We start from the raw sequence: 12,452 nt of genomic DNA, 5'->3' as shown, positions 1-12,452 counted from the left end.
GGCCGGCTACCCCGCGCGCAGTTGGCGGGGACGGAGCCTCGTCAGCTCGTGGTCCCGGGTGGTCGGCGGGTCGGATTCGCCCGCGTCCGCGCTCAGCTCGTTCCAGAGCACCGCCAGCTCCAGACGGGACTTGACGCCGATCTTCTGGAAGATCTTGCGGAGGTGGAAGGCCACGGTGTGCCGGGACAGGAACATCTGATCCGCGGCCTGTCCGTTGGTGAGACCGTTCGAGACGAGCTTGGCCACCGCGTACTCGGTGTCGGTCAGGCCCGGGATGCGGCTGGACGGCCAGAATCGCGCCTGCGACTGGGAATTCGCGTTGATGCACCGCAGCTTGCTCCGGACGCGGGAGGAGTCGCGCAGCGAACCCATCTCCGCGTACGAGCGCATGGCGAGCTCGAGGTTCTCCACGGCCTCGGGGCAGCCCACGCCGTCCTGGATGAGGAGCAGGCCGATGTCCTCCACCGCCAGCGCCCGCGCCCACGGGTCGATGTGGATCTCGGCGGCCCGGCGGAGCAGGTCGATGTCGCCGTGCAGCAGCCCGGCCGCGTGCAGTGCGGTGGCACCGATCTCCGGGACGTCGGGATTCTCGTTCGCGACCTTGTCGCAGAGGTGGACGCCGTACGCGGCCAGATCGGGCCGATTCTGGCTGATCATGAGTCGCACCAGCCACGGAATCGCCGCGGGCTCGTCGGTGAGCAGCGACCGGGTGGCCGCCTCCGACTCGAGCAGCTCGCCGGCGAGCAACGCAGCCTGCTCGCGCCCCTTCTCCGCCTCGGCGACCTGGATGACGATCCAGGCGGACTGGCTGGCGTTCAGCATCTCGCGCCCGAAGATCGCATCTTCCTTGAGCTTGTTCGCGTAATGCAGGCTGGTCGAGAGCTCGCCCCGCCGCAATGCCGTGGTCGCCAGGATCAGGTTGCCCAGCGGCGTCCAGGCGGTCAGGCCCACCTCGTTCGCCAGCTGCAGCCCGGCCTCCGCCTGTGCTGCCGCCTCGACGAGATCGCCGCCGGCGAACGTGATCTTCGCCCGCACCAGCATGGTGATGGCGGCGACTCTCGGGTCGTCGTGGATCGCCGGGTTGGCCGTCACGTCGTCGACGATCTGCCGCGCCCCGTCGATCTGCCGGATCGAGGCGAAGAGCAGTGCCTGTTGCAGGCGGGCGTAGAGGGCGCAGGGCCGGCGGCACCGGTCGCAGTGTGCAAGGGCCGCCGCTTTCGCGTAGGAGATCCCTGCCCCGAGGTCTCCCGACTGCCAACTCGCACGCGCCTGCGCCAGAATTCCGGTGATGATGCAATTAGCCGGTAAGTATGCCCCGGCATTGTCGCGGACGAGCTGGTCACGCCGTCGCTCGATCAAGATCAAACCCCCGTTTGACAGTAATTCTTGAATCGTGGAACACCAGAACGCAGACTGCCGACTACGTCGTTCTTCATGGGGCGTGCGGGTCCAGGAGCCAAGCTACCAAGGATCACCAAGGCGCACGCATCACTCACGTTGACAGGGTGATGTATCGATGTCAATGCCGATCTGGAGTGGTACTCGAGGGTAGTGTGACGCCACTGGAACGGTCACTGGAACGGGCACTGGAATGCATTCTGAACGTTCTCTGCCGGTGGCCCTCGCCAGCGCCTCCGACCAGGCTTTTTGCCGCTGGTTCCGGGCCGGCACGATCCGGCTGATACCTCCCGAGGGTGTCAGCCAGTGGACAGTGGAGCGACCATTCATTCTATTTCCGGACACCAGTCGACAGGACTGTTGACGGCGAGGAGGCTAGACGGGTATCGACTCAGAGCGCGACCGGGGCGGCAAGTCGCCGGCGGATCAGGTCCAATACCCGCTCGCTCTGCTCCACCAGATAGAAATGGCCCCCGGGAAGCACGACCAGCTCGGTCGTGCCGCTCGTGTGTTCTTCCCATGCGCGGGCTTCCTCAATGGTCACCAGCGGGTCGCGGTCCCCGGTGAGCACCGTGACGGGACACGCCAGGACGCGGGACGAATCGTGCCTATAGGTTTCTACCGCCCGATAATCGCTGCGCATCACGGGCAGAATCATGTCGCGAATGTCCGGGTCGTCGAGCGCCGCCGCCTCGGTCCCGTTCAGCCGGCGGATCTGGGCCAGGATGTCGCGGTCCGACATGAGGTGGACCCGGTCGTCCCGGTGGCGTGACGGCGCCCGCCGCCCGGAGAGGAAGAGCCGCGACGGCGCGGGCAGCCCGGCGGCGGTCAGGCGCAGCGCGACCTCGTACGCCAGCACCGCGCCCATGCTGTGTCCGAACAGGGCGAAGGGGCGGCCGTCCGACGGGCTCAGCGCGTCCACTATCCGATCGGCCAGCTCGGTGAGGCTGTCGATGTTCGGCTCGTGGCGACGGTCCTGCCGGCCGGGATACTGGACGGCGACCACGTCGATCGCCGGCGCGAGCGCTCGCGACACAGGAAAGTAGAAACTGGCCGACCCGCCGGCATGCGGCAGGCAGACGAGGGACATGGTCGCGTCGGATGCCGGTGCGAAGCGACGGAGCCACGTCGTGGATTGCGCAGACGCCATCCGAGCAGGCTATGAGCGACCGGTCCGCGCCACATCCCTCACTCGGATAGGCGAAGCAGTGCCCGGGCGGCCAGGCGATAACCGAGAGAACCGAAACCCACGATCACGCCGCTCGCCAGCGGAGCGATGACCGACTCGTGCCGGAACTGTTCCCGGGCCCAGACATTGCTGAGGTGCACTTCGATCCACGGTGCCGGATAGGCCGCGAGAGCGTCGCGCAAACTCCATCCCGCCATCATCAGCGCGCCGGGATTGACGATCGCGCCGACGGTGGAGGAGCGGTGTGCGTGTACCGCCCGGACGAGCTCGCCCTCGCAGTCGTCCTGGATCGAGACCACCTTCCAGCCGGCGCCGGCCACCTCGTCGGCGACGAATCCCGCGATGTCGTCCAGGGTGTCGTGGCCGTAGATCTCCGGCTCGCGCTCGCCGAGGATCCCGAGATTGGGCCCGTTGAGCAGAAGGACTGTGGTCATGGGCAACCATGCTCGTCCGGCCGCCGTTGCGGGGACAACTACCCGGCCTGACAGTGTTCGGCGGACGCGGCCGTGGCGTCTACTGGCCCTGGCACGTCACGCCGGCAGCCGAAGGAGATCCGATGACGACGATCACGGGACGGACCCGCCTGGTGGCGGTGCTCGGCGATCCGGTCGTTCAGGTACGGGCGCCCGCCCTGCTGAACCGGCTGCTCGCCGGGGACGGCGTCGACGTCGTGGTGGTTCCGGTGCACGTCCGCCGCGACGACCTCGGCACGGTCGTACGCGGCCTGCAGGCGACGGGGAACCTGGCCGGACTCCTGGTGACCGTGCCGCACAAGGCCGAGGTGCTGCGGTACGCCGATGTCCGCAGCGAAGCGGCGGAGCTCGCCGGTGCCGCCAACGCCCTGCGGCGCCTGGACGACGGCTCCTGGCACGCGGACAACTTCGACGGTGCCGGGTTCGTCGCCGGGCTCGTCCAGGCGGGTCATCCTCCGGACGGCCTGCACGTGGCTCTCGTCGGAACCGGTGGGGCGGGGTCCGCGATCGCCCCGGCTCTGCTGACGGCCGGCGTCGGCCACCTGAGCCTGCACGATGTCGAAGAAGCGCGTGCCAAGAAGGTCGCCGAGCGCCTGAGTGCGTACTGGCCCGGAAGGATCACTGTCGGGACGGAGCTGGGTGCGGCCGATGGTGTCGTCAACGCCACGCCGCTGGGTATGCGCCCCGAGGATCCGTTGCCGTTCGACCCGGCGGAGTTGCGGCCGGACACGTTCGTCGCCGACATCATCATGAAGCCGCGCGAGACGGAGCTGCTCCGGAGGGCGGCCGAGCTCGGTCATCCCGTTCTCCCCGGCGAACCGATGCTGGTGAACCAGATGGATCTGTACCGCGCCTACTTCGGGTTCTAGGAGTCCTGCGGAAGGACCCGGCGCAGCACCGTCCGCCCGGCCGGCCATCGGCGGCGTTCCGCGGGATATCCGAACGAGACGTCCTCGAACCGGACGCCGTCGTACCAGGTCGTTCGCGGAATGTGGAGGTGGCCGTAGACCGCCGCCTCGACCGGGAACCGGACGTGCCAGTCGGAGGTCGCCTCGGTGCCGCACCACTGGGCGAACTCCGGGTGCCGCAACGTCTCGGTGGGACGGCGGTTCAGCGGAAAATGGTTGACCAGAACCATTCGCGGGCCCGCCTGATGGTCCTTCAGCCGCGCCAGCGTGTGCCGCAGGCGGAACGCGCACCACGCGTCGACGCTCGCGAACGGTTGGGGATCCAGCAGATATTCGTCACTGCACATGATGCCGGCCTCGTCGGCGCGGGCCAGCGATTCCTCTTTGGTACGGGTGCCCGGCGCGCGGAACGAATAGTCGTAGAGAAGGAACAGGGGAGCGACCACGACCGGACCCCCGGGACCTTGCCACGTGGCGTACGGGTCCTCAGGCGTGAGGATTCCCCTGCGCCGGCACATGGCGACCAGGCGCTCGTAGCGTTGCTGGCCCCGCGACTGGTCCGGATCCGTGGGCGGGGTCCACAACTCGTGGTTCCCCGGGACCCACACCACCTGCGCGAAGCGGTCGGCGAGCAGGGACAGCGCCCACTCGACGTCCGCCATGAAGTCGCCCACGTCGCCGGCCACCAGGAGCCAGTCACCCGGGGCCTGCGGATACAACCGGTCGGCGACGAAGGCCCGGTTCTCCTCGTGATTGACGTGGAGGTCGCTCACGGCGTACAGGGACGGCTCGGCCACGGTCAGCAGACGGGTCCGCCGGCCACGTGGATGACCTGGCCGGACACGTAGGACGCGTGGTCGCCGGCCAGGAAGCTCACGACGTTGGCGACGTCGACCGGCTGACCGATGCGGCGCAACGGGATCCGTGCCGCGGCCTCGGCCTGGTGCTCCGCGACGCCGCGGCCGGCGCGCGCCGCGAGCGCCGCCGTCATCTCGGTGGCGACGTAGCCGGGTGCCACGGCGTTCACGGTGATGTTCAGCGGACCGAGCTCCATGGCCAGCGTCTTGGTGAGACCCTCGATGCCGGCCTTCGCCGCCGAGTAGTTGGCCTGACCGACGTTGCCGACCGCCGCGATGCTCGACACGTTGATCACGCGGCCGCCGCCCAGCTTGATCATGTGGTCGACGACCGCCTGCGTCATCAGGAACGTTCCCCGCAGGTTGACTCCCACGACCACGTCCCAGTCCAGCGGCGACAGGTTGAACAGCAGGTTGTCCCGGGTGGTGCCGGCGTTGTTGACCAGGATGCCGGGCGGTCCCAGGCGGTCGGCGACCTCGGCGACCGCCTCCTGCACCGCGTCGGCGTCGCTCACGTCGGCCCCGACCGCGATGGCCCGGCCGCCGGCCCGCTCGATGCCGGCGGCGGTCGCCTCCGCGGTGGCCAGGTCGATGTCGATGACGGCGACGCCGGTGCCGTCCCGGGCGAGCTGCTCGGCCACCACCGCCCCGATACCCCGGGCCGACCCGGTCACCATCGCGACGCGGCTCATGAGGGGCGGCTCATCGGATGATCCGCGCGTTCGGCTCGGGCTTCAGGACGGCCGGCAGCGCGCTCATCCCGTGCAGGATGCTGGAGTAGATCCAGCTCTCCGGCCCGGACTGCTCCGCGGACGACACCAGCGTCCGCAACGAGTCGAGGACCTCCTCCACCTCGATGCGAGCCAGCGTGTGGCCGAGGCAGATGTGTGAGCCGAAGGCGAACGTCAGGTGCTTGTTCGGCGTACGGTCCAGGGCGAAGCGGTCCGGGTCCGCGAAGACCTCGGGATCCCGGTTGGCCGACGAGATCCAGACGCTGACGATGTCGCCCTTCTTCACCGGGTGGCCGTTCACCAGGGTGTCACCGGTGGCCATGCGCCCGCCGTGCAGCGAGGGCACGGTCCAGCGCAGCACTTCGTTCGCCGCGGTGTCCAGGCCGACGGTGCCCTCCTTGAGCGCCCGCCACTGATCCGGCCACTCGATCAGGGCCTGGAGGCCGCCGGAGATCGCGTGCCGTCCGGTCTCGTCCCCACCGATCATGAGCCCGTAGCAGTTGGACATCAGGTCCGCGTCGCTCAGCGGCTCGCCGCCGACGTGGCAGTTCGCGAGCAGGCTGACGACGTCGTCGGCGTCGTTGTTGCCACGCCGGGTGTGTGCCAGGTCGGCGAAGTACAGCAGGATCTCGGTCTTGGCCTGCCAGCTCTCCTCGGGCGGGGCGTCCTTGTAGTCGGAACTCCACGTGTGCGAGGTGAGCCCGAGCAGGTAGCGGCGGTCGGCCTCCGGCACGTCCATCAGGCCGCAGATCGCGCCCAGCGGGATGTTCGCCGACACGTCGCGGACGAAGTCGCACTCGCCCCGGTCGATCGCGGCCATGATCAGGTCGTCGATGGTGAGCCGGATGGCGTCGCGGATGAGCTTGAGGCGCCGGGGGGAGAACGCCGCGTTCAACACGTTGCGCAGCTGCGTGTGCTTGGCGCCGTCGGTCACCGCCAGCATGGACCCGGACGCCGAGTCACCGCCGGTGAGGAGCGTCGGCAGCGCGTTGCCGCCCTCGGTCGTGAAGATCTCCTTGTTGCGGTAGACCGACATCGCGTCGGCGTAGCGCGTGAAGACCCAGAAGCCGGGTTGGTCGCCGCGCGGGGGATGCCAGTAGTACGGCCGCTCCTCGCGAAGGCGGCGCCATACTTCGGAGAGGTCGTTCTCGCAGTGCAGCACCGGGTCGGCGAGGTCCAGCGAGTCGAGGTCGTCGGGGCTGACGATCGGACGGATCATGAGCTGCGGCCTTCCGCGATGAGTCGGTACGGACGGGACTAGAGCGGTGTCGCGATCGCGGCCAGGGCACCGACCGTGGGGTTGTCGACGATCTCCTTGGGCGAGATGGCGAAGCCGGCCTGGCGGGCGCGGCGGATCAGGGAGATCGCCATCATGCTGTCGCCGCCGAGGGCGAAGAAGTTGCTGTCGAGGCCGATCTCGGCGGTCCGGAGAAGGTCCTGGTAGATGGCGCACAACGCGTGTTCGGCGGGGGTCTGCGGGGCCCGCGTCGTCGTCGCCTGGTCGCCTGGTGCCTCCTGGTCCGGCACCTCCGGCAGCGCGGCCACGTCCAGCTTCCCGTTCGGCGTCACCGGCAGGGCCTCGAGGAGGACGAACCCGGTGGGCACCATGTGCTCCGGCAACCGGCGGGCGGCGTGCTCGCGAAGCTCGTCCCGGGTGGGCGCGACCGCGTCGCCCGGCACGACCCAGGCGACCAGCCGGAAGCGACCGGCGCCGTCCTCGCGGACCCGCACCACGGCTCGGGCGACCGCGGGCAGTTCCTCCAGCACCGCCGCCACCTCACCGGGCTCGATGCGGAAGCCTCGGAGCTTGACCTGGTCGTCGGCCCGGCCGTGGAAGTCCAGGCTGCCGTCGGCCCGCCAGGAGGCGATGTCGCCGGTGCGGTACATCCGGCTGCCGGGAGGTCCGTACGGGTCCGCCAGGAAGCGTTCGGCGGTCAGGGCCGGCCGGTTCAGGTAGCCGCGAGCGATGCCCGACCCCGCGACGTAAAGCTCACCGCGGACTCCCGGCGGCACCGGTCGCAGCCCGGGACCGAGCACGTAGGCGCGGGCGCCGGCGATCGGCACCCCGATCACGGGACGGTCACGGCCGGCGAGCGGCGCGCTCTGAGTCGCGCACACGGTGACCTCGGTGGGTCCGTACGCGTTGACCATCCGGCGCCCGGCGGACCAACGCGCGGCCAGCTCGGCCGGGCACTCCTCACCGGCGGTGATCAGGCCGCGAAGCCCGGGCACGTCCTGCGGATCCATGCTGCCGAGCGCCACCGGCGGGAGGATGGCGTGGGTGATCCGCTGGTCCCGCAGCACCGCCGTCAGCGGATCTCCGGCGAGCGGCCCGGGCGGCGGTACGACCACAGTGGCCCCAGCGGTGAAAGCACCCATCAGCTCGGCGACGAACGCGTCGAAGCTCGGCGACGCGAACTGCAGCAGCCGTGCGTCGGCGTCGAGGCCCAACCCCTCCCGCTTCGTCGCCGCGAGGTTGGCCAGCCCGGCGTGGGTGACGGCGACGCCCTTCGGCCGTCCGGTCGTGCCCGAGGTGTAGATGACGTACGCGAGGTCCTCCAGCGCCGGGCGCACCCGGGGATCCCCGCCGGCGTGCTCGCCGAGCCGGGCCCGGACCGCCTCGTCGTCCAGCAGGATGCGCGGCCGGGCATCCGTCGCCGGCAGGTCGAGGGTGGCCAGGCTGCACACCACCTGGGGATCGCTGTCGTCCAGCATGGACGCGATCCGGTCCCGCGGATAGCCCGGGTCGACCGGGACGAACGCGGCACCGGTCCGCGCCGTCGCCAGCACCGCCGTGATCATGTCGAGCGATCGGGGCAGCGCGAGGGCCACCAGCCGTCCCGGCGCCGCGCCCGCCTCGGCCAGCATCGCCGCGAGGCGTCCGGCACGGCGGTCGAGATCGGCGTACGAGATCGTCGCGCCCGCCTCGTCCACGGCCGGGTGGTCGCCACGGCTGTCCACCGTCCGCTTCCACAGCTCTCCGAGGGTGGCGGCGGGCTGGGGGGCGGCCTCGGCCTCGTTCGGTTCCGGGTCCACGAGGTCGACCTGCGCGAGAAGGCGGTCCACGGACACGTCGAGCAGCCGGACGAACATGTCGAGCAGGCACTGCGCCGTGTCCGCCCCGATCCGGGCCGGGTCGGTGTGCAGGGCGACCATGAGACCGTCGCCGTCCCGGTCGACCCGGAGCTCGGCCGCGGGCGGCGTCGGCAAGCCGGGAACCGAAGGGGATCCGAACGTGACCGTGGTGTCGTACAGCGTGTCGGCGGCGCCGTCGATCAGCGCCCGGCCCTCGGGCCCGAGCACGGCGTGGTCGGCCGACGCGTTCGTGGCCTGACGGGTCGTCTCGAGCACCGACAGGATCGTGTCGCCGGGTTCGGCGGTCACCACGAGCGGGCGAACCTCCTGGTCGTCCTCGGGGCCGGCGAGGGATCCGCGCGTACCGAAGATGACCGGAGAACCCGCACCCAGCAGCCGGAGCAGGACTGCCCACAGCCCGCGCAGCGCAGTCTCGTCGGCGGCGTCGATCCGGGCCTGTGCTGGAACGGCCGAGCCGGTCTCGACCGGCGCGGACAGCATGTCCTGCAGTCGCGAGGCGTCCTCGACGTCGGCCAGCGACGACCGCCAGAACCGCGCGGCGACGGCCTGCCGGCGCAGCGACCCGCGGTCCGGCTTCGCCGCTCCCAGCAGGGGCAGCTCGGCACGCACCTCGATCTCGACGGGCGCGTGGCGCTCACCCAGCGCCTCCGCGACATGGGCTCGGAGGCCGGCGGGCCGGGGAGTGCAGCCGGCCGCGGGCGTCACCACCGCGTGGACCCGCTCGAACCGGTCCGCGTCCTCGAGCCCGAACACCGCGGCCTCGGCCACGTCCGCATGTTCCAGGAGCACGCGCTCCACGGCCTCCGGGTAGATCTTGACCCCGTCGCCCTTGAGGACGCCGCCCAGCCGGCCGTCGAGGGTCAGGTATCCCGACTCGTCGAGCCGGCCGATGTCGCCGGTGTGGAACCACCCGTCGCGCAGTGCCTGCGCGGTCTGGTCCGGATCGTGCCAGTACTGGGTCATCGCCCAGGGGCTGATGGCACAGATCTCGCCCGGGGTGTCCGGCGGCAGGATCCGCGCCGGGTCCCGCGGATCGCGGATCGTGATCTGCACGTTCCCGGGGGCCCGGCCGACCGTGCGCCGCCGGTCCGGATCCAGGTGGTCCTGCGGGGTGAGCAGGCTGATCATGCCCGTCTCGCTGGTGCCGTAGACCTGGTACAGCACCGGACCGAGAGCCTTGGCGGCGGCGGCCAGCCGTTCGGGCGCGGCCGGGCTTCCGGTGTAGAAGACCTCTCGCAGGCTCGACACGTCGCTGTGGTCGAACGCCGGGTGCTCGGTGAGGGCGTACACCTGCGGTGAGCCCAGCACCAGCCGGGTGACGCGGTGCCGGCCGACGGCCCGCAGCACCGCCTCAGGGTCGAAGCCGTGGTGCAGCACGACGGTGCCGCCGGCGATGATGGTGTCGTCCGCCGAGAAGCCGCTCGAATGGGTCAGCGGCGCGGTGACGAGGCAGACCGCACGCTCGCCGGCGGCCGCGGTCGCGACCATGTCGCTCTTCACGGCGAACGTCCAGCTGACCCCCTTGGGCCGGCCCGACGAGCCGCTGGTGAACGTCACCACGGCGACGTCCGCCTGCTCGGCGGTCGCATCGTCGAACTCCGTCGACGCGCACGCCAGCACGTCGAGGACGTCGCCGCCGTGCCCCCCGATCGAGGCCAGCTTCATCGGCCGCCCCGACGCGGACCGCAGGGTGCGCCCCCGGTCGACGTTGTCGCGGTCCACCGCCAGCAGCACCGGCCGGACGTCGGCCAGGATGTCCGCCTGGGTACGCAGCCGCAGCTCGTCCCGCGGGTCGGCGGCGTTGACCCCGCGGATGTGGATGGCCGTCGCGCCGACGAGGTTCGCCGCGTAGCGATAGATCAGGGTGGCCGGCGTGTTGGGACTCGTCAGCACGGCCACCGCGTCGCCGGGGCCGACGCCGGCCCTGCGCATCGACGCGGCCGTCGCCCGGACGGCGTCAGCGACCCGTGCGGCCGAGAAGGGCTCGTCACGCAGCAGGACGGGGATCGCGTCGGGGTCTGCGTCGAGACGGCTGAGGATCTGGCGAACGTAGTGATCGGGCCCCTGCAACGGTCGTCTCCTATGCAGCTCGTCGGGCGCGACCGACGGGTGGCCGCGAGCGCTTGGCGGCAACGGTAGATTCCGTACGCGCCGGCCCGGGATCCCTCACGTTGGTAGTGGCGTCGACGGGCGCCCCGCCTACTGTCAGGTCGAGGGATAGTGGGGTCCCCCGCCGCATTTGTAGGGTCCCGGGCATGGACGTCATCGTGGTCGGCTGCGGTCCGAGCGGTGCCGTGCTCGCGAACCTGCTGGCGCGCAAGGGCCGGCGGGTCACGGTGCTCGAACGGCATCGCGAGGTCTTCGCGCTGCCCCGGGCCACCAGCTTCGACGGCGAGACCGCCCGGCTCCTCGCAGCGGCGGGCGTGGGCGCGGGACTGCCGCGGATATCGGAGCCCGCGACCGGCTACCAGTGGCGCGGCGTCGACGGACACGTGCTGCTGGACATCGCCTTCAGCGACAACGGGCGCTACGGATGGCCGGACGCGAACACGATGCACCAGCCCTCGCTGGAGGAGTTGCTCGGCGCGGCGCTGGTGACCGAACCCACTGTGGACGTCCGTCGCGGCCTGTCGGTCGTCGGCATCAGCCAGACCGGCACCGGCGTCACGGCCGTCGCCGAGGACGAGAGCGGCGCGACCCACACCTTCGAGGCCGGATGGCTGGTCGGGTGCGACGGCGCCAACAGCGTCGTCCGCGAGCTCGCCGGCGTCTCCGGCACCGACCTCGGTTTCTCCTACGAGTGGCTGCTGTGCGACGTACGGCTGCACGAACCGCGCGACTTCGTCCCCACCAACGTGCAGCTGTGCGATCCGGCGCGGCCCACGACCCTCGTGGGCAGCGGACCCGGCCGGCGACGCTGGGAGTTCATGCGGCTACCGGGCGAGTCCTCGGCCGAGCTCGGCCGCGAGGAGACGGCGTGGCGGCTGCTCGCGCCGCACGGGGTCACCCCGGAGACGGCGACGCTGTTGCGCAGCGGCACCTACCGGTCCCAGGCCCGGTGGTCGGACCAGTGGCGGGTGGGCCGGGTCTTCCTCGCCGGCGACGCGGCGCATCTCATGCCGCCGTTCGCCGGGCAGGGCATGTGCTCGGGCATCCGCGACGTCAGCAACCTCGCGTGGAAGCTCGATCTGGTCCTGGCCGGCCGCGCCGACGAGCGGCTGCTCGACACCTACACGGTCGAGCGGCGCAGCCATACCAAGGCCGCCATCCTCGCCTCGGTCAAGCTCGGCCGGGTCATCTGCGTGACGGATCCGTCCGGCGCGGCCGACCGCGACGCCGCGATGCGCGCCAACGGGGGCGGTCGCACGACGACGCCGCCCGAGGCGACGCCGCTGACCGCCGGCCTGGTCCAGCCCGTCGCCGAGGGCCGGGGCGGCGGCGAGGTGATGGCCGCGGGCCGGATCGAGGCCGGCGGTGTCACCGGACGGTTCGACGACCTGATCGGACGCGGATTCGTCCTGGTGACCACCGAGGCAGCGGAGGCGCTGGGAGAGAAGCACCGCGACTTCCTGGCCGGGATCGACGCGAAGGTCGTCCACCTCGGGGCGGCAGGCGTGCACGACGTGGACGGGGTGTACGGCGCCTACCTGCGTGAGCGGGGCGCGTCCTCGGTTCTCGTGCGACCGGACTTCCACGTGTACGGGACGGCCGGTCCGGGTGGCCTGGACGGGCTCGTGGACGGGCTGCGCGAGCGGCTTCACGCGTACTGATTGCTCATCGCCGTCAGGCTGAGGGATCCG

Annotated in this window: 9 protein-coding genes; 2 read left to right on the top strand and 7 right to left on the bottom strand. The window is 71.1% G+C overall.

Features of this window, described 5'->3' with window-relative positions; all coding sequences use genetic code 11:
* Nucleotides 1–6 precede the first annotated feature (6 nt).
* The 3 genes from AB0368_RS12875 to AB0368_RS12865 form a co-directional block, all read right to left on the bottom strand.
* Nucleotides 7–1,359 (bottom strand): helix-turn-helix transcriptional regulator, encoded by a 1,353-nt coding sequence (locus AB0368_RS12875; RefSeq protein ID WP_366154011.1) that lies wholly within the window; start codon nucleotides 1,357–1,359, stop codon nucleotides 7–9.
* A 430-nt stretch (nucleotides 1,360–1,789) separates the two neighbouring features.
* Nucleotides 1,790–2,548, bottom strand: a complete 759-nt coding sequence (locus AB0368_RS12870; protein ID WP_366154010.1) for an alpha/beta fold hydrolase — start codon at nucleotides 2,546–2,548, stop codon at nucleotides 1,790–1,792.
* 38 nt (nucleotides 2,549–2,586) lie between these two features.
* Nucleotides 2,587–3,021: a type II 3-dehydroquinate dehydratase gene (locus AB0368_RS12865; protein ID WP_366154009.1), complete on the bottom strand. Its 435-nt coding sequence runs from the start codon at nucleotides 3,019–3,021 to the stop codon at nucleotides 2,587–2,589.
* Nucleotides 3,022–3,143: 122 nt separating this feature from the next.
* Here AB0368_RS12865 and AB0368_RS12860 point away from each other — a divergent pair, with 122 nt between their 5' ends.
* Nucleotides 3,144–3,929, top strand: coding sequence for a shikimate dehydrogenase (locus tag AB0368_RS12860; protein ID WP_366154008.1), 786 nt, complete (start codon nucleotides 3,144–3,146; stop codon nucleotides 3,927–3,929).
* Here the strand turns inward: AB0368_RS12860 and AB0368_RS12855 are convergent.
* The 4 genes from AB0368_RS12855 to AB0368_RS12840 are packed head-to-tail and all read right to left on the bottom strand — an operon-like array spanning nucleotide 3,926 to nucleotide 10,722.
* Nucleotides 3,926–4,774 carry a metallophosphoesterase gene (locus tag AB0368_RS12855; protein WP_366154183.1) on the bottom strand — a complete coding sequence of 283 codons (849 nt, stop codon included), beginning with the start codon at nucleotides 4,772–4,774 and terminating at the stop codon, nucleotides 3,926–3,928. The two genes, AB0368_RS12860 and AB0368_RS12855, sit on opposite strands and share 4 nt — an antisense overlap.
* A complete protein-coding gene (gene fabG / locus AB0368_RS12850) occupies nucleotides 4,768–5,517 on the bottom strand; it encodes a 3-oxoacyl-ACP reductase FabG (RefSeq protein ID WP_366154007.1) in 750 nt (249 codons plus the stop codon). The genes AB0368_RS12855 and fabG overlap by 7 nt, the downstream gene beginning before the upstream one ends.
* A 10-nt stretch (nucleotides 5,518–5,527) precedes the next feature.
* The gene (locus AB0368_RS12845; protein WP_366154006.1) at nucleotides 5,528–6,775 is read right to left on the bottom strand and encodes a cytochrome P450; all 1,248 of its coding nucleotides are present in this window, start codon (nucleotides 6,773–6,775) and stop codon (nucleotides 5,528–5,530) included.
* Between the two features lie 38 nt (nucleotides 6,776–6,813).
* Complete coding sequence (locus tag AB0368_RS12840) at nucleotides 6,814–10,722, bottom strand: amino acid adenylation domain-containing protein (protein ID WP_366154005.1); 3,909 nt, start codon at nucleotides 10,720–10,722, stop codon at nucleotides 6,814–6,816.
* 185 nt (nucleotides 10,723–10,907) lie between these two features.
* On the opposite strand from AB0368_RS12840, the gene AB0368_RS12835 reads away from it, so the two are divergent.
* Nucleotides 10,908–12,422, top strand: a complete 1,515-nt coding sequence (locus tag AB0368_RS12835) for a bifunctional 3-(3-hydroxy-phenyl)propionate/3-hydroxycinnamic acid hydroxylase (protein WP_366154004.1) — start codon at nucleotides 10,908–10,910, stop codon at nucleotides 12,420–12,422.
* Nucleotides 12,423–12,452: the final 30 nt, after the last annotated feature.

This window comes from Actinoplanes sp. NPDC051475 (assembly GCF_040689425.1).
Lineage (GTDB): Bacteria > Actinomycetota > Actinomycetes > Mycobacteriales > Micromonosporaceae > Actinoplanes.
Note: the sequence above shows the minus strand (reverse complement) of the source record. Positions and strands in the feature narration are given on the sequence as shown.